This is a genomic window from Arthrobacter sp. N199823 (genome assembly GCF_002929705.1).
GTDB lineage: Bacteria > Actinomycetota > Actinomycetes > Actinomycetales > Micrococcaceae > Specibacter.
Map to the genome: position 1 here is coordinate 238771 of NZ_PJIN01000004.1, position 24481 is coordinate 263251.

A 24481-nucleotide genomic window follows, 5' to 3' on the forward strand; every position below is an offset into this window, starting at 1 on the left:
TGTCAGTGTCACATCAGGATTTGCCAACGTTCACCTGGACCGCCAACGATCAGCGCGCAGTAGACACCGCACGCATTTTGGCCGCTGACGCCGTTGAGAAGGTGGGCAACGGCCACCCCGGAACAGCCATGTCACTGGCGCCGGCTGCGTACTTGTTGTTCCAGAAGGTCATGCGGATTGATCCGAAGAACCCCGACTGGATTGGCCGCGACCGCTTTATCCTCTCCCCCGGCCACACCTCGCTGACACTGTATGTGCAGCTCTTCCTCTCCGGCTACGGCCTGGAGCTCTCCGACTTGGAAGCCCTGCGCACCTGGGGATCATTGACCCCCGGTCACCCCGAGTACAAGCACACCGCCGGCGTCGAGATCACCACCGGCCCGTTGGGCCAGGGCCTGGCCTCTGCTGTTGGCTTCGCCTACTCACAGCGCCGTATGCGAGGCATGCTCGATCCCGAAGCTGCCCCCGGCACCAGCCCGTTCGACCACACTGTCTGGGTCATTGCTTCCGACGGCGACCTTCAGGAAGGCGTGACCAGCGAGGCTTCCAGCCTTGCCGGCCACCAGGAACTGGGCAACATGGTTGTTGTCTACGACTCCAACCACATCTCCATTGAAGACGACACCAACATCGCCTACTCCGAAGATGTCCTCAAGCGCTACGAAGCCTACGGCTGGCACGTACAGCGCGTTGACTGGACCAAGACGGGCGAATACGTCGAGGACGTTGCGGAACTGCACGCCGCTTTGGCTGCAGCGAAGGCGGAGACCACCAAGCCTTCCTTGATCTCCCTGCGGACGATCATTGGTTACCCGGCTCCCAAGAAGCAGAACACCGGCGCTATCCACGGCTCTGCTTTGGGCGCCGCTGAAGTTGCTGCCGTCAAGGAAGTTTTGGGCTTCGACCCAGAAAAGAGCTTCGACGTAGAACCGGCAGTTCTGGAGCACGCACGCGCAGTTGTAGATCGCGGCGCCGCAACCCATGAAGAGTGGAACACCAGCTTCAACGCCTGGGCCGCTGCCAACCCGGAAAACGCTGCCTTGCTGGAGCGCATCCAGAAGAAGGAACTGCCGGCAGGCTGGGAAGAAAACCTCCCCGTCTTCGAAGGCGGCAAGGCTGTCTCCACCCGCGCAGCATCAGGTAAGGTGCTGAACTCCATCGGCGCCGTACTGCCTGAACTTTGGGGCGGCTCCTGCGACCTGGCTGGTTCCAACAACACCACCATTGAAGGTGCCGGATCGTTCGTGCCTGCTTCCAAGCAGACCGAGACCTGGTCAGGTGGCCCCTACGGCCGCGTCCTCCACTTCGGTATCCGTGAGCACGCTGCCGCCTCCATTGTGAACGGCATCCACCTCAGCGGCCCCACCCGCGCATTCTCCGGCACGTTCTTGATCTTCAGCGATTACCAGCGTCCGGCCATCCGCCTCTCGGCACTGATGGGCGTACCGTCCATCTACGTATGGACGCACGATTCCATCGGTTTGGGCGAAGATGGACCCACACACCAGCCTGTCGAGCAGCTCTCGAGCCTGCGCGCCATTCCGGGCCTGGACGTTGTCCGCCCCGGTGATTCCAATGAAGTTGCGGCTTCCTGGAAGAAGATTCTGGAAACCACTGACAACCCGGCCGGCATTGTGCTGACACGTCAGAACATCCCCACGTACTCCCGTGGCGCTGGTGCAGCTACCGCCACCGAGTTTGGTTCCGCAGACTTGGTTGCCAACGGCGGCTACGTTTTGGCAGAGGCCGTGTCCGACGGCGCAGTGGTCACCCCCGCTGTCATCCTCATCGCCACCGGTTCCGAGGTTCAGCTGGCTGTTGAGGCCCGCGAGGCTCTCGCTGCTGACGGCATCGCCGCCCGCGTTGTCTCCATGCCGTGTGTTGAGTGGTTCAACGCTCAGAGCCCGGAATACCGCGAATCAGTATTGCCCGCAGGTGTTAAGGCCCGTGTCTCGGTCGAGGCTGGCTTGGCACTGGGTTGGCGCGAGTTCGTTGGCGATGCAGGCCGTTCCATCTCCTTGGAGCACTTCGGCGCCTCCGCTGACTACAAGATCCTTTTCGAGAAGTTCGGCATCACCACCGAGGCAGTCACTGCTGCCGCCAAGGACTCCATCGCAACGGCTAACGCTTAATCGATCGCACGTCACACCTGTAGTTCCCGAAGGCCGGCACACCGCATCACCGTACGCCGGCCTTCGGGAATACAACCTCTCACCTGCAACGCTATTAATTGCAGGGCCTTAATCCACCAGGAACACAAGGAAGTAGCACAATGACTAACTCAACACCCACCGCAGCCGTCTCCGCCGCCGGCGTGTCCATCTGGCTCGACGATCTCTCACGCAGCCGGATCAGCACCGGTAATCTTTCTGCCCTGATCGCAGAAAAGAACGTTGTTGGCGTCACCACCAACCCCAGCATTTTTGAAGCAGCCATCACCAAGAGCGATGACTACAAGTCGGAGCTGGCCAAGTTCTCCGCCGCCGGCATCAACGCCGAAGATGCAGTCTTTGAACTCACCACAGCAGATGTTGCTGACGGTTGCGATATTTTCGCCCCTATCTATGATTCCACCGCCGGCGTTGACGGCCGTGTCTCCATCGAAGTTGACCCGCGCAAGGCCTGGGACACCGAGGGCACCATTGCCGAGGCCAAGCGCCTCTACGCCAAGGTCAACAAGAAGAACGTGCTGATCAAGATCCCGGCAACCCTTGAAGGCCTCGAAGCCATCACGGCAACCTTGGGCGAAGGCATCAGCGTCAACGTCACCCTCATCTTCTCGCTGGACCGCTACCGCGCCGTCATGAACGCGTTCCTCAGCGGCCTGGAGCTAGCAAAGACCAACGGCCACAACCTGGCCGAGATCCACTCTGTGGCTTCCTTCTTCGTTTCCCGCGTTGACCTGGAAATCGACAACCGTCTCGAAGCCATTGGCACCGAAGAGGCAGCAGCCCTGAAGGGCAAGGCCGGACTGGCCAACGCTCGCTTGGCATACCAGGCGTTCGAGGAAGTCTTCTCCTCGGAGCGTTGGGCCGTGTTGGCTGACGCCGGTGCACTCCCCCAGCGTCCACTGTGGGCCTCCACCGGCGTGAAGAACCCGGCATACCCGGACACCATGTACGTCACCGAGCTGGTCGCCGCGCACGTGGTCAACACCATGCCGGAAAAGACTCTCGATGCAACCTTCGATCACGGCGTGGTCACCGGTGACACCATCACGGGCACCTACGAGGAATCAAACGCTCTCCTGAACAAGCTCGAGGGCCTTGGCATCTCCTACAATGATGTTGTGGGCGTTCTGGAAACCGAAGGCTTGGACAAGTTCGTTGCCAGCTGGAAGGACCTCTTGAACCACGTTCAGGTTGCTCTTGACGCTGCCGGCGCGGAAGGCTGACGGCCATGACAGCACTGGCATTTACCGCCACCGGATCCGCTAAGGCTGCCGGCGAGGCGCAGCTGCTGACGCTCGTGGCAGACCAGGTAGCTTCACGCGTATTCGCCAAGGACGCCACTCTGTGGGGTCCTGACGCCGAGTCCGAGTCAGCCATCCGTCTTGGCTGGGTTGAGGCTCCTGAGGTCTCCGCCGCTCTGATCGAAGACATCACCGTCCTGCGCGATGAACTGCGCGCCGAAGGCGTCAACCACATTGTGCTGTGCGGCATGGGCGGCTCCTCGCTGGCTCCTGAGGTCATCACGGCAACTGCCGGTGTTGAACTCACCGTCCTGGACAGCACCGATCCGGGCCAGGTTCGTGCAGCTATCAGTGACCGCTTGGCCACCACGGCGATTGTGGTCTCCTCCAAGTCCGGATCCACACTGGAAACTGACTCCCAGCGGCGCATCTTCGAGCAGGAATTCACAGCTGCCGGCATCGACGCCAAGTCACGCATCATCATTGTCACCGACCCGGGTTCGCCCTTGGACGGTTCGGCACGTGAAGCAGGGTACCGCAAGGTATTCAACGCCGACCCCAACGTAGGCGGCCGCTACTCGGGCCTGACAGCATTCGGTTTGGTGCCCTCGGGCTTGGCTGGCGTGGACATTGTGTCCTTGCTGGACTCCGCTGAGGAAGCCGGCGAGATGCTGCGCGATGACGACGTGGATAACGTCGGTCTGCGCCTCGCCGCAGCTTTGGGTGGTACCTCGCCGTTGCGCAACAAGATTGTCATTGTTGATGAGGGCTCAGGCATTGTGGGCTTCGCTGACTGGGCCGAACAGCTCATTGCCGAATCCACTGGCAAGCTGGGCACGGGCGTGCTTCCTGTTGTGGCTGATCCCAACTCTCCCGAGGTCACCAGCGGCGCCGCCGACGTTTTGGTGGTGCGCCTGGTAGCCGGGGACGCGGACGTGGAACTTCGTGAGAACGAGGTCAGCATCGCCGGTGACTTGGGCGCACAGATGATGGTCTGGGAATTTGCCACAGCCGTCGCCGGTCGCCTGCTGGGCATCAACCCCTTTGACCAGCCTGATGTTGAGGCTGCCAAGGTTGCTGCTCGCGGCCTGCTGGACGCCACGCCGGCCCCGACTGCTGCGCTGTTCACCGACGGTGCCGTTGAGGTTCGCACTGCCAACAACGACGCCGAATGGCTGGGCGGGGTGCAAACCCTTTCCGAGGCTGTGGCTGCTCTGGTGGGCACCTTGGGTGCCGACGGTTACCTGAGTGTTCAGGTGTACCTGGACCGCTTGGCTAATGCACCGTTGGAGTCTGTGCGCAACGAGCTTGCCGCATACTCCGGCCGCCCCGTCACGTTCGGCTGGGGCCCGCGCTTCCTGCACTCCACCGGCCAGTTCCACAAGGGTGGCCCCGCCATCGGTGTGTTCTTGCAGGTGACTGGTGCTGCCGCTGCGGACTTGGCCATTCCGGAACGACCGTTTAGCTTCGGCGAGCTCATTGCAGCTCAGGCCGCAGGCGATGCAGCCGTCCTCGCTGACCACGGATGTCCGGTACTCCGACTGCATCTGACAGATGTAGCCGCCGGCGTTGCTCAACTTCAAACTGTGGTGGCCGAGCTTGCCGGCCGTCACTTAGACGCATAAGGCTACCTCTCTCAAGATGCCAACCTCTGCCACATCACACAATGAAAACCCGCTCCGGGACAGTCGCGATCGGCGATTGTCCCGGGTGGCGGGTCCCTCGTCTCTCGTACTCTTTGGAGTCACTGGAGACCTTTCCCGTAAAAAGCTCATGCCAGCCGTCTACGACCTGGCAAACCGTGGCTTGTTGCCGCCGAGCTTTGCCCTTGTTGGCTTTGGCCGCCGGGCCTGGTCCGACGCGGAATTTGCGGCAGAGGTTCGGGCCTCGGTTGAGGCTCACTGCCGCACGCCGTTTGATGAGACTGTCTGGAACCAGCTCAGCGAAGGCATTCGCTTTGTTCAGGGTGAGTTTGATGAAGACGCCGCCTTTGAACGGCTTAAGGCCACCCTTGCCGAGCTGGATGAAACCCGCGGTACACGCGGCAACCACGCCTTCTATCTCTCCATTCCACCCAAGGCTTTTGAGCTTGTCTGCCGTCAGCTCTCGCAGCACGGCCTCGCACAGGGTCCTACGGAGACCTGGCGCCGAGTAGTCATCGAGAAGCCGTTTGGCCATAATCTCAAATCTGCTAGGGCCCTGAATGACATTGTGGAATCAGTCTTCCCGGCCGATGCCGTGTTCCGGATTGACCACTACCTGGGCAAGGAAACCGTTCAAAACATCCTTGCCCTGCGTTTCGCAAACCAGCTCTTTGAGCCGCTGTGGAACGCAAACTATGTTGACCATGTGCAGATCACTATGGCCGAGGACATCGGCACAGGTGGCCGTGCCGGTTACTACGACGGCGTGGGCGCAGCCCGCGATGTGATCCAAAACCACTTGCTGCAGTTGCTGGCGTTGACGGCCATGGAGGAACCCATTTCCTTCAATGCCGATCATTTGCGGGCCGAGAAGGAAAAGGTCCTCGCTGCTGTAAAACTGCCCGAGGATCTCTCCGCTCACTCTGCACGCGGCCAGTTCGCTGGCGGCTGGCAGGGTGGAGAGCATGTTCTGGGTTACCTGGAAGAAGAAGGCATTCCTGCCGATTCCACGACGGAGACCTTTGCAGCCATCCGATTGGACATCAACACTCGCCGTTGGGCGGGGGCACCGTTCTACCTGCGTGCAGGAAAACGTCTGGGCCGCCGTGTGACCGAAATTGCTGTGGTGTTCAAGCGCGCACCAAACCTGCTGTTCACCGACCACACCGAAGATGACTTCGGTCAGAATGCCGTCGTTATCCGGGTTCAGCCTGATGAGGGTGTAACCATTCGTTTTGGCTCCAAGGTCCCGGGTACACAGATGGAAGTCCGTGATGTCACGATGGACTTTGGTTACGGCCATGCGTTCACTGAATCCAGCCCGGAAGCTTACGAGCGCCTCATTCTTGATGTGTTGCTGGGTGAACCACCGTTGTTCCCCCGCCATGAAGAGGTTGAGCTTTCCTGGAAGATCCTTGACCCGTTCGAGGAATACTGGGCAGCAGAGGGCGTTCAGCCGGAAGCTTATGAACCAGGTAGCTGGGGTCCGTCCTCCGCTGATGAACTGTTGAAGCGTGATGGAAGGACGTGGCGTCGACCATGATCGTTGAACTCCCCGATACAACCACGTCAAAGATCACCAAACGGATCGTGAAGATGCGCGAACAAGGCGGCGTTGTCGCCTTGGGACGCGTGCTCACCCTCGTGGTGATCACTAAGCGTGGCCGCGAAGAAGAAGCCATTGAGGCTGCGAATTTGGCGAGCCGTGAACACCCATGCCGGATCATTGTCTTGGCTGCGGGCTCGCCCGAGGACAAGACGTGCCTGGATGCCGAGATTCGCGTTGGCGGTGACGCCGGCGCTTCCGAGGTGATCGTTCTCCGTGGATCCGGTGAACTTGCTGTTGAGAGCGAATCTGTGCTCTCGGCACTACTCTTGCCTGACGCCCCGATCGTTGCATGGTGGCACACGGAAGCTCCCGCGTCGCCGAGCAAATCGGCAGTGGGCCGGATTGCGCACCGTCGCATCACCGACTCAGCGAATTCCGTTGATCCGCGTGATGCGCTGGAGCACATTGCTCAGACTTACGCTGATGGCGACACGGATTTGGCGTGGACTCGCTTGACCAACTGGCGCGTTCAGTTGGCGGCTGCTTTGGATCAGTACGATGGATCGGATCCCATCACCGGCCTTCAGGTGGAGGGCGCCAGCGATTCCCCCAGCACGTTGCTGCTGGCGGCGTGGCTGCACCGCGCCTTGAACGTGCCGATCACTGTAACCGAAGATCCCAGTGGAACCGGCATTCGGAGGGTCGTCATGGAGCGGCTCAACGGCAATGTTGAGTTGATCCGCCCGGGCGCCTTGGAAGCAACACTGATTCAGCCGGGTCAACCGGAACAGAAGATCTCCTTGCCTCGGCGTTCTTTGCAGGACTGCTTGGCTGAGGAATTGCGTCGGCTGGATCCCGACTTGGTCTTTGGTGAAGTCATCACTCTGGGCCTGCCCAAGTTGTTGGCCGAAGAGAAGGTAGTCAAAGCATGAGCAAGAACGTCCGCATCACCACGCATCCTTCCTTCGATGTGCTGGCCGCCACCACGGCGGCACGGCTGATCACGCGGTTGTTGGATGTCCAGAGCGAACGTGGCGAGGCAACTGTTGTCTTGACCGGCGGTAGCGTGGGTATTGCCACATTGCGTGAAATTGCCAAGTCGCCGGCTCATTTGGCTGTCGACTGGAGCAAGGTCAACTTCTGGTTTGGTGACGACAGGTTTGTTGAGACCGACTCTGAAGACCGCAACTATGGCCAGGCTGCTGATGCACTGTTGGATCATATTCCGGTTGACCCGGCACGCGTTCATGCCATGGCTGCCTCGGACACTGTTGCCGATCTCGAGGAAGCAGTGGCCACCTATGCCCAGGAGCTGGCCCTAGCGGCCAAGACTGAATGGCAGAACGACGACGAGGCATCCGGAGAAGCTCCGGTGGTCCCCCGATTTGATGTTCTGCTGCTAGGTCTGGGGCCTGACGCACACATCGCGTCGTTGTTCCCTGAGCTGGCCGGCATCCGTACCAAGGGCGTGCCAGTGGTGGGGGTTCGTAACTCCCCCAAGCCACCGCCTCTGCGTGTTTCTTTGACGTTGGAAACCATCAACTCCGCCCAGGAAATCTGGATTGTTGCAGCTGGTGCCGATAAGGCTGCTGCCGTGGGTCTGGGCTTGGCTGGTGCCAGCGAAGTTCAGGTACCTGCCTCAGGCGCACGCGGCTTGAACAAGACCTTGTGGCTGTTGGATGAGGCGTCTGCAGCCAAAGTTCCCTCGGCACTGAAACGCCGCGAGTCCTGAAACTGAGCATGAGCTAGTCCAAGCCAACTAAAAGATCCCCTTACGGCAAGTTGCCGTAAGGGGATCTTTTAGATGGTGCTGCGGGCTAACTAAGCCCCGATGTTTCCGTAGGACATGATCAGGCCGAGGCTAATGATGACCAAGCCCCAGACAATGCCGAGAACCACTGTGAAGCGGTTCAAGTTGCGTTCTGCCACGCCGGAGGAGCCCAAGTTGGAGCTCATACCGCCGCCAAACATGTCAGACAGTCCGCCACCACGGCCCTTGTGGAGCAAGATCAGCAGGGTCAGCAGCAAGCTGGTGACGCCCAAGATGATCTGCAGGGCAATTTGTAATGCTTCCACGTGTGGCCTTTCGAACATGATGAGGGTGAATCAAGTATGTAGTGGAACAGGGTTGTCGTGCATCCATGCACTGCGATGCCTGTGTCCGCAACCAAGTCTAACCGTGTCCGCCCACACAATGCGAATGGACACGGAATTTGACCGGGTGTTGGGCCCACGCGACCGAGGGACCCACATTCGACTCGCTTGCGAGTCGAATGTGGGAGGTCGTGGGGACTACTTGGTTACGAGGTGGTTCTCAAAGCGGGCAATGCTGGCAAACTCGCCGGCATCGAGGCTGGCGCCGCCTACAAGAACACCGTCAACATCGCGCTCGGCCATGATGGCGCCCACGTTGTTGGCCTTGACTGATCCGCCGTACAGCAGACGGGTCTTGGCAGCTGTTTCGGCATCGAAGAGTTCTACGAGCTCGGCGCGGATGGCTGCGCACATTTCCTGCGCATCGTCCGGTCCGGCAACTTCGCCGGTACCAATGGCCCAGACGGGCTCGTAGGCAATGACCAGCTGGCCAGCCTGCTCAGCGGTGAGGCCGGCTACTCCGCCGCGAACCTGTGCGAGCGTGTGCTCTACGTGAGTTCCGGCCTTGCGGATTTCGAGGCCTTCGCCGGCGCACAGCACGGGGGTGACCTCGTTGCGGAATGCGGCCTGAACCTTGGCGTTGAGAAGCTGGTCGCTTTCACCGTGGATTTCGCGGCGTTCGCTGTGGCCAACCAGTACATAGGCGCAGCCGAGCTTATTCAGGAATGCTCCGGAGATATCGCCGGTGTAAGCGCCTGAATCCTTATCGGAGAGGTCTTGTCCACCGTACACAAGCTTGAGCTTGTCGCCCTGAACCAAGGTCTGGACACCGCGCAGGTCGGTGAAGGGAGGGAAGACTGCAACTTCCACTCGGTCAAAATCGTGGCGGGCATCGGACAGGGTCCAGGCCAACTTCTGCAGGAGGGTGATGCCCTGGACGTGGTCCATGTTCATCTTCCAGTTGCCTGCGATCAGCGGCGTCCGGTCAAAATTGCCGTTCGTTGAAGTAGTCATCGCTTCTCTCGTTTCTTGCGTTACTTAGAGTAAAACTTTTTTCACAACAGTACCGATAAGGAAATCGGCAAAAAGTGGCGGCGGGGAGACCCCGCCGCCACTGTGGTGCATTTAGCGGTCGAGTGCGATCAGACCCGGAAGTTCCTTACCTTCAAGGAATTCCAGGCTGGCGCCACCACCGGTAGAGATATGACCAAACGCGTCATCAGCAAACCCCAATGACCGAACGGCCGATGCGGAGTCGCCACCGCCAACAACGTTGAAGCCACCATTGGAGGTGTTAGCAGCAAGGGCGCCGGCGACTGCCCGAGTTCCACCAGCGAACGCCGGGAACTCAAAGACACCCATCGGGCCATTCCAGAACACGGTCTTCGCACCGGAGATCGCGGCAGCAAACGCTGCTCCGGAATCCGGTCCAATGTCCAAGCCAAGGCCAGCTGCGCCGAAGCTGCTGCTTTCAATGGATTGTGCAGCAACTACTTCATGTGCTGCATCTGCGGCAAAACCTGCAGCTACAACCACGTCGGTGGGCAACACGAACGTGGTGCCAGCCGCTTCGGCGCGGGCCAGGTAATCCTGAACAACGGGGATCTGATCAACTTCCAGCAAGGAAGCGCCAACCTTGTGACCCTGGGCCGCGAGGAAGGTGAACAACATGCCGCCGCCAACCAAGATGGAATCGGCTTTGCCAATCAGGTTGTCAATGACAGCCAACTTGTCCGAAACCTTGGACCCACCCAGAACAACCACATAGGGTCGCTCGGACTCGGTGGTCAGCTTGCGCAAAACCTCCAATTCCGTGCGCACCAGATCGCCCTGGTAGGACGGCAGCACTTTGGCAATGTCGTAGACACTGGCGTGCTTGCGGTGGACGGCGCCAAAAGCATCGTCCACATAAGCGCCGTTGGTACCGGTCAGGGAGGCGAGCTCGGCAGCGAAAGCCGCCCGTTCGCCGTCGTCCTTGGATGTTTCGCGAGCATCGAAGCGCACGTTTTCCAAGACCAGAACCGAGCCGTCAGCCAAGTCGGCAGCAGCAGCCACAGCGGCCGGGCCGGTGGTGTCAGCAGCCAAGGTGGCGTTGAGTTCCGGTGCCAGTTCGGCCAAGCGTGCCACCGCAGGAGCCAAGGAGTACTTGGCTTCGGGGGCACCCTTGGGCCGGCCCAAGTGGGCACTGACCAGGACACGGGCACCGGCGTTGGCCAGTGCCGTGATGACAGGAATTGACGCCTTGATGCGTCCATCGTCACTGACGTTAGAGCCGTCGAGCGGCACGTTCAGGTCACTTCTGACCAGTACGTACCGCCCGCGGACACCTTCATCGATGAGTTCGTTGAGGGTGTGAAGAGTCATTCGCGTTTTTACCTTAGAGCTTGGAAGCTACGAGTTCGGTCAAGTCGACCAGGCGGTTGGAGTAGCCCCACTCGTTGTCGTACCAGGAAACAACCTTGACCTGGTTGCCGATGACCTTGGTCAGGCCCGAGTCAAAGATGGACGACGCCGGGTCGCCAACGATGTCCGAGGACACGATCGGGTCTTCGGTGTACGTGAGGTAACCGGCGAGCTTACCTTCAGCAGCGGCAGCCTTGTAGGCAGCGTTGACTTCTTCAACGGTGACCTCACGGCTCACAGTTGCGGTCAGGTCAGTTGCTGAGCCGGTGGGGACGGGTACGCGAATGGCGTAACCATCGAGCTTACCCTTGAGCTCCGGCAGAACCAGGCCGATAGCCTTAGCGGCACCCGTGGAGGTCGGGATCATGTTGACGGCTGCTGCGCGTGCACGGCGGAGGTCGCTGTGCGGGCCGTCCTGCAGGTTCTGATCGGCAGTGTAAGCGTGGATGGTGGTCATCAGGCCACGCTCCAGGCCGAAGTTGTCGTTCAGGACCTTGGCCAGCGGGCCCAGGCAGTTGGTGGTGCAGGATGCGTTGGAGATGATGTGGTGCGCAGCCGGATCGTACAGCTCGTCGTTGACGCCCAGAACAATGGTGATGTCTTCATCGGATGCCGGAGCGGAGATGAGGACCTTCTTGGCGCCTGCATCAATGTGCTTCTGTGCAGCAGCAGCCTTGGTGAAGAAACCGGTGGACTCGATGACGATGTCTACGCCCAGCTCGCCCCAGGGGAGGTTGGCGGGATCGCGCTCAGCCAAAACGGTGATGGTCTTGCCATCTACAACGAGGTGACCGTCAACGACCTCAACGGAAACGGACAGGCGGCCGTTGACGGAGTCGTACTTGAGCAGGTGGGCCAGCGCTTCGGGGCTGGTGAGGTCGTTGACTGCAACGATCTCAATGTCTGCACCCTGAGCCAAAGCGGCGCGGAAGTAGTTGCGGCCAATGCGGCCGAACCCGTTAATACCAATACGAGTAGTCACTTGTTCTCTCTCCTTGGTGCTCACAATGGAACACACGTAGACAGGTTGAAGGTCACCTTCAACCACTATTTCCCGCACGACATTGGGCAGAGATTTTTTACTGGTACACAGCACTAAAGCGTGCACCGTGATCTATATTACGTTCCATGGTGCCCGCCCCGTAAATTTTACGGGGCGGGCGTCCATATATTGGTCATTCTTTCCGGCTCAGAGGGCCGTTGAGAAGTGACTCAGGTTCTTGCTGGTAACTCTAGTTTCCGCAGCTTACGGCAGGATCAGGCCAGTCGCGTTCTTGCGGGCAGCCTCAAAGCGCTTGGACACATCGGCCCAGTTAACAATGTTCCAGAATGCCTTGACGTAGTCAGCCTTGACGTTGACGTAGTCCAGGTAGAAGGCGTGCTCCCACATGTCCAGCATCAGCAGCGGGGTGGTGGCTACGGGGACGTTGCCCTGCTGATCGAACAGCTGCTCGATGATCATGTTGCCGCCGAGGCCTTCGTAAGAAAGCAGTGCCCAACCGGAACCCTGGATGCCCATGGCTGCTGCGGTGAAGTGTGCGCGGAACGCATCGAAGGAGCCAAAGGCGTCATCGATTGCAGCGGCCAGCTCGCCCTCAGGCTTGTCGCCACCCTCGGGTGAGAGGTTGTTCCAGAAGATTGAGTGGTTGGTGTGACCACCGAGGTGGAACGCCAAGTCCTTGGAGAACTTGTTGACGTTGGCGAAGTTGTTGCTTTCGCGTGCTTCGGCAAGCTGCTCCAGAGCCAAGTTTGCGCCGGCGACGTAAGCCGCGTGGTGCTTGCTGTGGTGCAGTTCCATGATGCGGGCGGAAATATTTGGTTCCAAAGCAGCGTAGTCATAGCTGAGTTCTGGAAGTGAGTACTGAGTCACGGTTCCTCCATTGCGATTCTTCTGATGTCTCCGGCAAAAAGTACCGGCCGGGCAAAAGGGGCCCAAACGGGCCGCGCTTCAACCTCTACTCTTCCATACTAGAACGTTTAGCCATCGAGCATGTCAAAGGTGACGTTGGACTCAGTCCCGGGAATACCCAGATCCTTGGCCTTTTTATCTGCCATAGCCAGCAAGCGGCGGATACGTCCCGCAATTGCATCCTTCGTCAGTGGCGGATCAGCCAAACGCCCCAATTCATCCAGACTTGCCTGCTTGTGCGCCACGCGCAGTTCGCCGGCATATTTCAAATGATCGGGAACATCCTCGCCTAGGATCTCCAGCGCGCGCTCCACCCGAGCTCCTGCGGCTACAGCTGCCTGAGCAGAACGGCGCAGATTGGCATCATCGAAATTGGCCAAACGGTTAGCCGTGGCGCGCACTTCCTTGCGCATCCGGCGTTCTTCCCACACCAAGAATGTGTCATGTGCGCCCATGCGCACGAGAAGCGCACCGATGGTATCGCCGTCGCGAATGACCACGCGGTCAATTCCACGCACATCGCGGGCCTTTGCGGCGATGTCTAGACGGCGGGCGGCACCCACCAGAGCCAACGCCGCTTCCGGACCTGGGCAGGTGATCTCCAAGGCCGAGGACCTTCCCGGTTCCGTCAGTGAACCATGGGCCAAGAAAGCACCGCGCCAAACAGCCTCGGCATCAGCCGTAGAACCATTGACGACGGCGGACGGCAGCCCGCGCACGGGGCGTCCCCGTCCGTCGAGGAGACCACTTTGGCGCGCCAGAGCTTCGCCGTCGCGCACCACACGCACTACATAGCGGCTGCCGCGGCGCAGTCCACCACCGGAGACCACCACAATTTCACTTTGATGACCATACATTTCTGCAATAGCCATGCGTAGGCGCCTAGCCGTAGCTGCGGTGTCTACCTCAGCTTCGATGACGATCTTGCCAGCGATGATGTGCAGCCCACCCGCAAACCTCAGTAGCGCTGATACTTCAGCCTTGCGAACCGATGACTTTTTTACGTCAAGCCGGGACAATTCCTCTTTTACTGCCGCGGTTAGCGCCATGGTTCATCCTCCACTGATCACGATAATTTTTGACCACCAAAAATATCTCGGTAGGCCGCTGCCAAACGCAACGGGTCATGGACCGCATCGCCGCCCGAACTACCCACCTTACCGAACACAACCTCGGCACCAATCATCGCTGCTGCTCGTTCGAACTCTGCGGCGTCGCCAATAGTGCTCGGATCTGCCAACACTACGTCCACTGTAAATTCCGGAGCATAGCGGGAGATGACGTGCAAATGGTCGGCCGCATTCATTCCCGCGGCTTCCAGGTCATTGACGTCCAGGTTCATGGTGATTAGCCGCTTGGCTTTGGTGGTGCACAGCGCCTGACGCATCTCGGGAAGGAGCAGGTGCGGCAACACTGAGGTGTACCAAGAGCCGGGTCCCAAAACTACCCAATCGGCCTCATGAATGGCCGTGACAGCTTCTCGGCAGGCCGGGGCATCCTTAGGTAGCAGGCGCACGTTTTCTACCTCGCCAGCCTTGGCAAGTTTTGACTGTCCACGGATGAGGGTGCCTGGTGCGCCGTCAACTCGCACAAGACCTTCAATGGTGAGCGGCACGCTGGCCATGGGCAGCACTTCGCCCCGAGCTCCCAGCAAGGCACCGGCCCAACGCAGGCCTGCTACAGGGTCCCCCAGCAATTCCCACAGGGTGACGATGAGCAGGTTTCCCAGCGCATGATTGTCGAGAGAGCCGGCAACCCCTTCCTTGGAGGTGAAGCGATGTTGCATGACGTCGCGCCAGGTCCTCCCCCAGTCGGTATCGTCACAGAGGGCAGACAGGGCCATCCGTAAGTCTCCTGGCGGGAGAACGCCCAACTCTTCGCGTAAGCGTCCGGAGGATCCGCCGTCGTCAGCTACTGTCACCACAGCGGTGACATGACCGGTGACCAGGCGCAGCGCGGAGAGTGAGGCCGCTAAACCGTGGCCGCCTCCCAAGGCAGCAACTTTGACGCCGGAATCCGCTGCTGGGAGCTTGTTCGCCGACGGAATGATCGGCAAAATGCCCGTGTACACTGCTACTCCCGGCCCAGATCACGGTGGCGGATGCTCGTGGTGACGCGCGGCAGCTGGCTCAGGCGCTTGGCCAGTTCGATCGCGACGGCAACCGAACGGTGCTTGCCGCCGGTGCACCCCACGGCGATCGTGGCGTAGTGCTTGTTTTCGCGGCGGTAACCGTCAAAAACGGGCTCGAGCATGTGCACATACCGGTCCACGAAATCGTTGGCACCATTGTCGTTGAGCACAAAGTTGCTCACGACCTCGTCTTCGCCGGTGAATGGGCGCAGCTGCGGGATCCAGTGCGGGTTGGGGATGAAACGGACATCGGCAACATAGTTGGCGTCCACGGGAAGTCCGTATTTGAAGCCGAAGCTCATGATGGTCAAGCTCAAAACCACGGGTCCTGATTCGGAGAACAACTCTGTCACGGCAGTGCCCAGCTGGTGCACGTTCATGACTGAGGTGTCCAGAATCATCTCGGCCTGGTCCTTCATCTCGGCCAGCAAGAGGCGTTCGGCCGCAATACCGTCGGTGATGCGGCCGTCCCCCTGCAGCGGATGCGGGCGCCGGCCCTGCTCAAAGCGGCGTACCAGGGTGTCATCGCTGGCGTCCAGGAAGAGCACCCGGTAGGAGACACCTGCCGCGGAGAGCGCGTTCAAGGACTCCCGAATGTCGGCAAAGAGCGCCTTGCCGCGCACGTCAACCACCACGGCCAGTTTGGGAAGCGCGGCAGGCATGCGGGCCACGAGTTCGGCCAGTGCGGCAAGCATCTGGGGAGGCAGGTTTTCAATGACGAACCAGCCATGGTCTTCCAAGGCGTTGGCTGCGGTGCTACGACCGGCTCCGGACATGCCGGTGACCACCAGAAGCTCCGCTTCGACGGGCTTGACCGGAGTCAGCTCGCCTTCGACGGCGGCAGTGGGTTCTTGCTGTTGAGTCATTGCTCTTCCCTGTCGGTTGTTGGCGTGCACAAGCAGCACGCACCAGCTACTGATCTAAGCGTACTGGGCGAGGGACCCTAATTTCTGCGAAGCGAAATTAGGGAGACCAGGAAGCGGTACTGGGCGAGGGACCCTAAGGGGCCCACAGCCGCAGGGCCCCGCCGCGAGCTTGCGAGCGGTGGGAGCGGCTGGGGAGCTGCGAAGCGAAATTAGGGAGACCAGGAAGCGGTACTGGGCGAGTGATATCAGTTCGTGAGGATGACTGGGCCGTCGTCGGTGATGGCGATAGTGTGCTCGCTATGCGCGGCGCGGGCTCCTGTTGCGCTGCGCAACGTCCAGCCATCTGCATCGGTGACCAGCTCAGCGGTATCCGCCATGACCCATGGTTCGATGGCCAGCAGTAAACCAGGGCGGAGCTTGTAGCCGCGTCCGGGCTGGCCGTCGTTGGAGATGTGCGGTTCTTGATGCATGGTTGTGCCGATGCCATGGCCACCGAAGTCGGTGTTGATGGGGTAGCCGCCAGCGGAGAGCACGGAGCCAATGGCATGAGAGATATCACCAATCCTCGCTCCAGGGTTGGCTGCCGCGATCCCGGCTGCAAGGGCTCGTTGAGTAGTCTCGATCATCAGCGAATCGGCCGGCGAGGACGGTGCGCCAACAATGAAGCTGATGGCGGCATCTGCCGCGATTCCCCCGAGAATCGCTGCGAGGTCAAGGGTGAGCAGATCCCCGTCTTTGAGGGCATAATCGTGAGGTTTTCCGTGCAGCACGGCATCGTTGACAGAGGTGCAGATGTAGTGCCCAAAGGGGCCGTCACCAAACGACGGGTCATAGTCGACGTAGCAAGAACTGGCACCTGCGTCAGCGATCATGTCTGCTGCCCATTGATCAATTTCCAGAAGGTTGGTGCCTACTATTGCGCGTTCCTGCAAGCTCTTCAGGACCGAGCCGATGAATTTTCCGCTCTCTTTTGCTCGCGGCAGGTCAGCAGGGCCGAATATTTCAATCATGCGCTTATCTCCTCAGTAATCCAATAACAATACCGGTAAGACTATACCGGCACTATCATTGGATTTATGGTCAGACTCCCGCTCACTCCCGCCGAGATCGAACGAGGGCAAAACTTGGGGGCACTGCTGCGCCGAGCCAGAACGGATCGCTCGATGTTTGATGTGGCCGTTGCCGCTGGCATCTCACCCGAGACGCTCCGGAAGATCGAAACTGGCAGGGTTGCCACTCCCGCTTTCTCAACCATTGCGGCAATTGCCGCCGTACTGGGACTTTCGCTCGATGATGTTTGGTCCGCCATTAACCAGCCAGCCGCAACGCCTGTTTACCGGGCCGCGCCGGACCGGCTGCCGGAGCGCTTAGCGTCCTAAAACTGCAGCAGGAATCAGCGATGAGACTCGGAACGTCACTGGCGATCATGACAGCGCTTTGGGGCATCGTGGCCATCGCCTGCTGGCAAACTATCGCCCGGATCCACTCCTGAGCGCGGCTGGAGGAAAAACGCCCCAGCCGCGCCCTAGTCCAGAACTTCGCCCGTGGTCATATTGACTGCTGGTGCCTGCGGCTGGTTTTGCTCCTGCGTATTCAAGGTGTCGTAGATAGCTTGGGCCAGGACCGGGCCAACGCCCTTGGCTTCCCCAAGCTCCTCCAGCGAGGCGGCCCGGACCTTCTTCAGCGAACCAAAATGCGCCAGTAGTGATTTCTGCTTGGCGGCACCCATCCCCGGAACCGTATCCAATACCGAAGCGACCATGGCCTTACCGCGCTTGGCCCGGTGGAACGTGATGGCGAAGCGGTGAGCCTCGTCGCGAATACGCTGCAGCAGGTACAGCCCTTCCGATGAACGTGGGAGGATCACCGGGAAATCACTGTCCGGGATCCAGACTTCTTCTAGCCGTTTTGCCAGTCCGACGACGGCCACATCAGTAATACCCAGATCCGCCAGTGCGCGCGAGGCAGCGTTGACCTGAGGGATGCCACCGTCCACCACGACCAGGTTAGGCGGGTAGGCGAACTTGGACTTGGGTGTCTCGGCTCCATCACCGTTTACGCCGTCACTGTCCGGTCCCCCACTTAAACCGGCGGGGACACCCGAGGAGGTGCCGCCGTCGTGCGTTCCGAGCAATGCGGGTCGGGCCAGCAGCTCACCGCTGATGCCAACATTTTGGGCACGCTGTTCCTGCTCGGCCAGGTAGTTGCGGAAGCGGCGGGTGATCACGTCATACATGGAAGCGGTGTCATCGATCGCGGCATCGCCCGTGATGGCAAATTTGCGGTACTCACTCTTCTTGGTCAGCCCGTCTTCAACCACCACCATGGAGGCCACCACATTGGTGCCTTGGACGTGGGAGATGTCGTAGCACTCGATGCGCAGTAGCGGCATCGGAAGCTCCAACGCTTCCTGCAGCTCCTGCAGGGCGAGCGAACGGGTGGTCAGATCTCCCGCACGGCGTGACTTGTGCAAGATCATGGCCTGACGCGCATTAGCCTGGACAGTGTCCATCAGGGCGGCCTTTTCACCGCGCTGCGGCACCTTGATGGAGACCGGCCCCTTGCGCAACGTGCCCAGCCAAACTGATAGTTCTTCATGGTTACTGGGCAGCTCAGGCACCAGAATGTTGCGCGGAATGGAGTCCTGCTCGGAATCTTCACTGCCGTATACCTGCTGCATGAGGTGTTCCCAGAGCTCGGCATCTGTGGCGTCTTCCACCTTCTCCACAATCCAGCCACGCTGTCCTCGGATGCGCCCGCCACGGACGTAGAAGACCTGCACTGCAGCTTCGAGGTCATCTTGTTCGACGGCGAAGATGTCCGCGTTGGTGTCTTCGGTGAGCACCACTGCATTACGCTCAAAGACCTTTTTTAGGGCAATGATGTCATCACGCAGCCGGGCAGCCTGCTCGTAATCGAGCTCAGCCACGGCAGCGGCCATTTTCTTTTCCAGCGTGCCGATAAAGCGCTTGGCCTCCCCACCCATGAAGTCGCAGAAATCCTGTGCGAGGGCCTGGTGGTCTTCAACGCTGATGCGGCCCACACACGGGGCGGCACACTTGTCGATGTAGCCGAGGAGGCAGGGGCGCCCACTGCGTTCAGCACGGCGCAGTACACCCACGCTGCAACTGCGCACGGGGAACACGCGAAGCAGCGTGTCCATGGTTTCGCGAATAGCCCCGGCGGTGTACGGCCCAAAATAGCGGGTGCCCTTGCGCCGCTCACCGCGCATGACCTGTACCCGCGGAAACTTCTCACTCATGGAGACAGCCAAATACGGGTACGTTTTATCGTCCCGGAACGCCAAGTTGTAGCGTGGCGTAAATTCCTTAATCCACGTGTATTCCAGCTGCAGGGCTTCGAGTTCACTGCCCACGATGGTCCACTGCACGCTAGCGGCATGGTGGACCATGGCGTGGGTTTTGGGCAGCAGTGTGGCCGGATTGGCGAAGTAGGAATTCAGGCGTGAGCGGAGATTCTTAGCCTTACCCACATAAATGATGCGCCCATGCTCGTCGCGGAACCGGTACACGCCCGGATCTGTAGGAATTTCGCCCGGCTTGGGCCGGTAGTCAACTGGATTTGCCACACGTCCATCCTAGTCTGGGCGCGCGCACCCTACGGCCCGCCGCGAGGCACGAGGCTCGGGAGCGGAGGGTGGGCCCACGCCGCCGAGGGACCCGAACCGACGTTGCGAGCGGTGGGTGGGCCCACACCGCCGAGGGACCCGAACCGAGGAACGAGGTTCGGGGCGATGGATGGGCCCACACTTGCCAGGTTCCCAGAAAATCGCGCCAGCGATTTTTTGGGCCGGCAAGTGGGGACTATTCGACGGTGGGGCTCTGGTTGTATTTGGTGCTTCGTTCCTGACCGGTGAGCTCGGCTATCGCGTCCATAATGGTGTCAGTGACCAGCCGACGAGCCGGCAGCGAATGGTCTGGCCCGGTCTTATCGAAGTACAACGGCTTGCCAAAGCGCAGCGTGAACCGGGCAGGTCGGAAACCTTTACTCCCGGCGGGCTGCAGCTTTTCGGTGCCAATGATCCCCACGGGCACCACGGGCGCGCCGGTGGTCAGCGCTAGCCACCCCACGCCGGTGCGGCCACGGTACAAAATGCCGTCACGGGAGCGGGTGCCTTCGGGGTAGATTCCCACGCCTTCATTCCGACCCAGAATATCCAGCAGTGTCTTGAGCGCCTGCACACTAGCCGCTTGTTCGCCACGTTCCACGGGAATGGAATTCACGGACTCGAAGAAGGACTTCATGAGCTTGCCCTTAACACCCTTCCCCGTGAAATATTCGGCCTTTGCAAAGAAGGACACGGGCCGCGGCGTGAGCGCCTGAACAATCACCGAATCGAAGAAGGAGAGGTGATTGGGCGCCACAATGAACGGCCCGTCGGTGGGCACGTTCTCCAGACCCTCCACGGTAGGCCGGCAGAGCGTCGCAATGGTGCCGCGCGTCAGCAGCCGTGTTGCGTCATACAGCGCCATGGCGGGCCTCCCCTGCTACAACTGTGCGTGTTCCAGTTCTAGCCAACTCCGTAGCCAACTCTTGTGTTGACTGGACGACGGCGGCAGCTCCTGCCGCCGTCAACTCACCCTCTTCGGCGAATCCCCAGGCAACCCCGATGCACGCAAGTCCGTTGTTCTGGGCCCCCTTCACATCCTGGTGCCGGTCCCCCACCATGACGGCGGTGAGCTCCGTGCCGGGTGTGGCAACGAGTGCGGCCATAGCGGAGGTGTCGGCCAGTGCGGCAGCAACAATCTCAGTCTTGCCCGGGCGGTACTGCGGATCGCCGGGCTTCAGTGTTTCATCGGCGTGAGAACCGCGAATGGTGTGGAACAAGGTATCAATGTCGTGGTGCGCCAGCAGCTTTTTGGCTAGCGGCTCCGGCTTTTGCGTGGCAACGGCGAGGTAAACGCCGCTGTCCTTCAACTGCGTCAGCAGTTCACGGACGCCCGGGTAAACCTGCGACATGGCCATGCCATGGTCTGTGTACCAGCTTCGGTAGGCGGCGATGACGCCATCGACCTGAGCCTCGGGGACTCCAGCGATGTTGACCAGTGCGTCGGCCAACTTGGGGCCGATCATCATATTGAGCACCTTGGTCTCCGGCACAGGCAGGCCCATGGAACGAAGTGCGTATGCCACACCGCCGGTGATGCCGCCGGCCGGGTCAACGAGCGTCCCGTCAAGGTCGAAAAGAACCACCCAAGGCAGGTTGTCACGTTTTTTGCCCGCAGTCATGGCAGGAATCACTGTACTCACGTCCACCAGTTTCTCACGACCGGGCCACCACCGTGCCCATCCATGCAGTAAGTGGCATACATGGCCTGAAAAGGCACAGCGTTTGCCCACGTGCCCGAGGGCCCCAGTGAGCGGCTCGCCCACGAGCCACTGATTGGGAGGCCGTGGGTGGCCATACGCTCCCGAGGGACCCAATGAAAGGCTCGCTTGCGAGCCATTCATTGGGAGGGCGTGGGGCCTAGAGAACCTCGCGCAGGAACGTGGCTGTGTGGCTCTCCTTGTTCTTGGCGAGCTTTTCCGGGGTGCCGGTAGCGACCACGCGGCCACCGCCGGTACCGCCGTCGGGTCCCAGATCCACGATCCAGTCAGCGCTCTTGATGACATCGAGGTTGTGCTCGATGACAATGACGGTGTTGCCCTTGTCAACGAGCCCCTGCAGGACCAGCAACAGCTTGCGAATGTCTTCGAAATGCAGGCCCGTGGTGGGTTCGTCCAGTACGTAGATGCTGCGGCCGTTAGAGCGCTTCTGTAATTCTGCAGCCAGCTTGACGCGCTGCGCCTCGCCGCCGGAGAGCGTGGTGGAGGCTTGCCCCAGGCGAACGTAGCCAAGTCCGACGTCGACCAGCGTGCGCAGGTGCCGGGCAATGGGGGTGAAGGCGGCGAAGAAATCGGCGCCTTCTTCGATTGGCATGTTCAGGACGTCGGCAATGGACTTGCCCTTGTAGTGCACCTCGAGGGTTTCGCGGTTGTAGCGGGCACCGTGGCAGACCTCGCAGGGCACGTAGACGTCCGGCAGGAAGTTCATTTCGATCTTCAGCGTGCCGTCACCGGTGCAGGCTTCGCAGCGTCCGCCCTTGACGTTGAAGGAGAAGCGTCCCGGCTGGTAGCCGCGCATCTTGGATTCGTTGGTCTCGGCGAAGAGCTTGCGAATGTTGTCAAAAACGCCTGTGTACGTGGCTGGGTTGGAGCGTGGGGTGCGACCAATGGGGCTCTGGTCAACGTGCACCACCTTGTCCAGGTGTTCCAGACCGTCGATGCGCAGGTGTCGCCCTGCAACCTGCTTGGCGCCGTTGAGCTTGTTGGCCAGCACCTTGTAGAGGATCTCGTTGACGAGCGTTGACTTGCCGGAACCACTGACACCGGTAACAGCCGTCAGGACGCCCAAGGGGAACTTCACGTCAATGTTGAGCAGGTTGTTTTCACGTGCACCAATCACGGCGAGTTCCCGTGCTTTGTCATACTTGCGGCGCTTGGCGGGCAGCGCGATGGACTTGCGACCGGACAGGTAGTCGCCAGTCAGGGACCGGGTGTTGGCCAACAGATCCGGCAAGGAACCGGAATGCACCACTTCGCCGCCGTGTTCACCGGCGCCGGGGCCAATGTCAACGATCCAGTCGGCTTCCTTGATGGTGTCCTCGTCATGCTCCACGACAATGAGCGTGTTACCCAGGTCCCGCAGGCGAGTCAGGGTGCCAATGAGGCGGCGGTTATCGCGCTGGTGCAGGCCAATGGAAGGTTCATCGAGCACGTACAGCACACCCACCAAACCGGAACCGATCTGGGTGGCCAGGCGGATGCGCTGGGCTTCACCGCCGGAGAGCGTGGCCGAGGCGCGTTCCAGGTTCAGGTATTCCAAGCCAACATCAAGCAGGAACTTCAGGCGGGCCTGGATTTCCTTCAGTACCTGGCTGGCAATCTGTGCTTCGCGACCCGTCAACACCAGGTTGGAGAGGAAGTCAAAGCAGTCGCGCATGGACAGGGCGCAGACCTCGGCAATGTTCTTGTCGTTGATCAGCACCGAGAGTGATGCCGGATTTAGGCGCGCACCGCCACAGGCGGGGCAAGGAATCTGGCGCATGTACTCTTCGTAGCGGTCACGGGCGGAATCGGATTCCGTCTCGCCGTGCTTGCGGTGAATGTACTGGATGGCACCTTCAAAGCCGGTGCTGTATTTGCGTTCGCGGCCAAATCGGTTCTTGTACTGCACCACTACCTTGTGGTCCTTGCCGTACAGGATGGCGGTCCGGGAATCGGTGTCCAGCTTGTTCCACGGGGTCTCCATCTTGAAGTCCAACTCCGTGGCCAGACCCTCAAGGAGCCTGTTCCAGTACTCGGTGGTGGCTGTTCCCAAGGACCAAGGAGCAATGGCGCCTTCGCGCAAGGATAGGAACGGATTGGGAACTACCAGTTCTTCATCCACTTCCAGTTTGGTACCAATACCGCTACAGGCGCTGCAGGCCCCGAAGGGGTTGTTGAATGAGAAGGAGCGTGGCTCAATCTCATCAATAGCGAGCGGGTGCTCGTTGGGGCAGGCCAGGTTCTCCGAGAAGGAGCGGATCCGTCCGTCGTCGCCAGCTTCAAGGTCCACGAGTTCAGCCAAAACACGGCCATCGGCCAGGCCCAGAGCGGTTTCTACGGAGTCGGTGAGGCGCTGTTGAATGCCATCCTTGACCACCAAACGGTCAACCACTACCTCGATGGTGTGCTTGAACGTCTTCTTCAGCTTGGGCGGATCGCTGAGCTGAACTTGCTCACCATCTACCTTGGCACGCGAGTAACCCTTGGCTGTGAGTTCCTTGAACAGCTCAACGAACTCACCCTTGCGGTCACGCACCACGGGGGCCAGTATCTGGAAGCGGGTGCCTTCGGGCATTTCCAGCAGCTGATCCACAATCTGCTGCGGCGTCTGCTTGGCGATGGGCTCACCACAAACAGGGCAGTGCGGGGTACCGACACGGGCCCAGAGCAGGCGCATGTAATCGTAAATCTCGGTGATGGTGCCCACCGTGGAACGCGGGTTCTTCGACGTCGACTTTTGATCGATGGACACCGCCGGGGACAGACCTTCAATGAAGTCAACATCCGGCTTGTCCACCTGGCCCAGGAACTGCCGCGCATAAGCGGAGAGGGACTCCACATAGCGGCGCTGACCCTCGGCAAAGATGGTGTCGAAGGCGAGAGAGGACTTGCCTGAGCCGGACAACCCTGTGAAGACGATCATGGAGTCGCGGGGCAGGTCAAGGTCCACGTTGCGCAGATTATTCTCCCGGGCACCCTTGACAATCAGGCGGGACAAATCCGGGCGGGCGGCATTCACGGGTGTTGCTGACTGGGCCATTATTTCCTTCGCGTAGCAGTCCACGGCTGAGCCGCTGCACATGGCGAACGTCCGCCACATGGTGTGTTCCTAGATCAGTATAATCGAATGTTCGTTCGAATGCCGG

The 24481-nt window shown here is 60.3% G+C and carries 20 protein-coding genes; 7 read left to right on the plus strand and 13 right to left on the minus strand.

Annotated elements, in window-relative coordinates:
* Positions 1 to 5: 5 nt before the first annotated feature.
* The 6 genes from tkt (at position 6) to pgl (ending at position 8336) form a co-directional block, all read left to right on the plus strand.
* Complete coding sequence (gene tkt / locus CXQ93_RS11355; RefSeq protein WP_104110528.1) at positions 6 to 2132, plus strand: transketolase; 2127 nt, start codon at positions 6 to 8, stop codon at positions 2130 to 2132.
* Between the two features lie 140 nt (positions 2133 to 2272).
* Positions 2273 to 3394, plus strand: coding sequence for a transaldolase (gene tal / locus CXQ93_RS11360; protein ID WP_104110529.1), 1122 nt, complete (start codon positions 2273 to 2275; stop codon positions 3392 to 3394).
* Between the two features lie 5 nt (positions 3395 to 3399).
* The gene (locus tag CXQ93_RS11365; protein ID WP_104110530.1) at positions 3400 to 5037 is read left to right on the plus strand and encodes a glucose-6-phosphate isomerase; all 1638 of its coding nucleotides are present in this window, start codon (positions 3400 to 3402) and stop codon (positions 5035 to 5037) included.
* A 16-nt stretch (positions 5038 to 5053) separates the two neighbouring features.
* Positions 5054 to 6598, plus strand: a complete 1545-nt coding sequence (gene zwf, locus CXQ93_RS11370) for a glucose-6-phosphate dehydrogenase (RefSeq protein WP_104110531.1) — start codon at positions 5054 to 5056, stop codon at positions 6596 to 6598.
* A complete protein-coding gene (locus CXQ93_RS11375) occupies positions 6595 to 7536 on the plus strand; it encodes a glucose-6-phosphate dehydrogenase assembly protein OpcA (RefSeq protein ID WP_104110532.1) in 942 nt (313 codons plus the stop codon). Before zwf ends, CXQ93_RS11375 begins: the two co-directional genes overlap by 4 nt.
* Complete coding sequence (pgl, locus tag CXQ93_RS11380) at positions 7533 to 8336, plus strand: 6-phosphogluconolactonase (RefSeq protein WP_104110533.1); 804 nt, start codon at positions 7533 to 7535, stop codon at positions 8334 to 8336. The genes CXQ93_RS11375 and pgl overlap by 4 nt, the downstream gene beginning before the upstream one ends.
* Before the next feature lie 89 nt (positions 8337 to 8425).
* On the opposite strand, the gene secG is transcribed toward pgl, so the two are convergent.
* From secG to map, 9 genes are all read right to left on the minus strand, one after another.
* A complete protein-coding gene (gene secG / locus CXQ93_RS11385; RefSeq protein WP_373418187.1) occupies positions 8426 to 8698 on the minus strand; it encodes a preprotein translocase subunit SecG in 273 nt (90 codons plus the stop codon).
* 198 nt (positions 8699 to 8896) lie between these two features.
* Complete coding sequence (tpiA, locus tag CXQ93_RS11390) at positions 8897 to 9712, minus strand: triose-phosphate isomerase (protein WP_104110534.1); 816 nt, start codon at positions 9710 to 9712, stop codon at positions 8897 to 8899.
* 111 nt (positions 9713 to 9823) lie between these two features.
* Positions 9824 to 11062, minus strand: coding sequence for a phosphoglycerate kinase (locus tag CXQ93_RS11395; protein WP_104110535.1), 1239 nt, complete (start codon positions 11060 to 11062; stop codon positions 9824 to 9826).
* 13 nt (positions 11063 to 11075) lie between these two features.
* Positions 11076 to 12083, minus strand: a complete 1008-nt coding sequence (gene gap, locus CXQ93_RS11400; RefSeq protein WP_104110536.1) for a type I glyceraldehyde-3-phosphate dehydrogenase — start codon at positions 12081 to 12083, stop codon at positions 11076 to 11078.
* A gap of 264 nt (positions 12084 to 12347) precedes the next feature.
* The gene (locus tag CXQ93_RS11405) at positions 12348 to 12971 is read right to left on the minus strand and encodes a superoxide dismutase (RefSeq protein WP_104110537.1); all 624 of its coding nucleotides are present in this window, start codon (positions 12969 to 12971) and stop codon (positions 12348 to 12350) included.
* A 107-nt stretch (positions 12972 to 13078) separates the two neighbouring features.
* A complete protein-coding gene (gene whiA / locus CXQ93_RS11410) occupies positions 13079 to 14059 on the minus strand; it encodes a DNA-binding protein WhiA (RefSeq protein WP_062288678.1) in 981 nt (326 codons plus the stop codon).
* Positions 14060 to 14076: 17 nt separating this feature from the next.
* The gene (yvcK, locus tag CXQ93_RS11415) at positions 14077 to 15081 is read right to left on the minus strand and encodes a uridine diphosphate-N-acetylglucosamine-binding protein YvcK (RefSeq protein WP_104110538.1); all 1005 of its coding nucleotides are present in this window, start codon (positions 15079 to 15081) and stop codon (positions 14077 to 14079) included.
* Between the two features lie 2 nt (positions 15082 to 15083).
* Positions 15084 to 16007: an RNase adapter RapZ gene (rapZ, locus tag CXQ93_RS11420; RefSeq protein ID WP_104110539.1), complete on the minus strand. Its 924-nt coding sequence runs from the start codon at positions 16005 to 16007 to the stop codon at positions 15084 to 15086.
* Positions 16008 to 16252: 245 nt separating this feature from the next.
* Positions 16253 to 17017 (minus strand): type I methionyl aminopeptidase, encoded by a 765-nt coding sequence (gene map / locus CXQ93_RS11425; RefSeq protein ID WP_104110540.1) that lies wholly within the window; start codon positions 17015 to 17017, stop codon positions 16253 to 16255.
* A gap of 66 nt (positions 17018 to 17083) precedes the next feature.
* On the opposite strand from map, the gene CXQ93_RS11430 reads away from it, so the two are divergent.
* Positions 17084 to 17386: a helix-turn-helix domain-containing protein gene (locus CXQ93_RS11430; RefSeq protein ID WP_104110541.1), complete on the plus strand. Its 303-nt coding sequence runs from the start codon at positions 17084 to 17086 to the stop codon at positions 17384 to 17386.
* 146 nt (positions 17387 to 17532) lie between these two features.
* Here the strand turns inward: CXQ93_RS11430 and uvrC are convergent, their stop codons facing one another.
* From uvrC to uvrA, 4 genes are all read right to left on the minus strand, one after another.
* A complete protein-coding gene (gene uvrC / locus CXQ93_RS11435) occupies positions 17533 to 19596 on the minus strand; it encodes an excinuclease ABC subunit UvrC (RefSeq protein ID WP_104110542.1) in 2064 nt (687 codons plus the stop codon).
* Positions 19597 to 19831: 235 nt separating this feature from the next.
* On the minus strand, positions 19832 to 20500 hold the full coding sequence (locus CXQ93_RS11440) for a 1-acyl-sn-glycerol-3-phosphate acyltransferase (RefSeq protein WP_104110543.1): 669 nt from the start codon (positions 20498 to 20500) through the stop codon (positions 19832 to 19834).
* A complete protein-coding gene (locus CXQ93_RS11445) occupies positions 20487 to 21278 on the minus strand; it encodes an HAD hydrolase-like protein (RefSeq protein WP_258068890.1) in 792 nt (263 codons plus the stop codon). The genes CXQ93_RS11440 and CXQ93_RS11445 overlap by 14 nt, the downstream gene beginning before the upstream one ends.
* A gap of 217 nt (positions 21279 to 21495) precedes the next feature.
* A complete protein-coding gene (uvrA, locus tag CXQ93_RS11450; RefSeq protein WP_256939394.1) occupies positions 21496 to 24375 on the minus strand; it encodes an excinuclease ABC subunit UvrA in 2880 nt (959 codons plus the stop codon).
* Positions 24376 to 24481 lie beyond the last annotated feature (106 nt).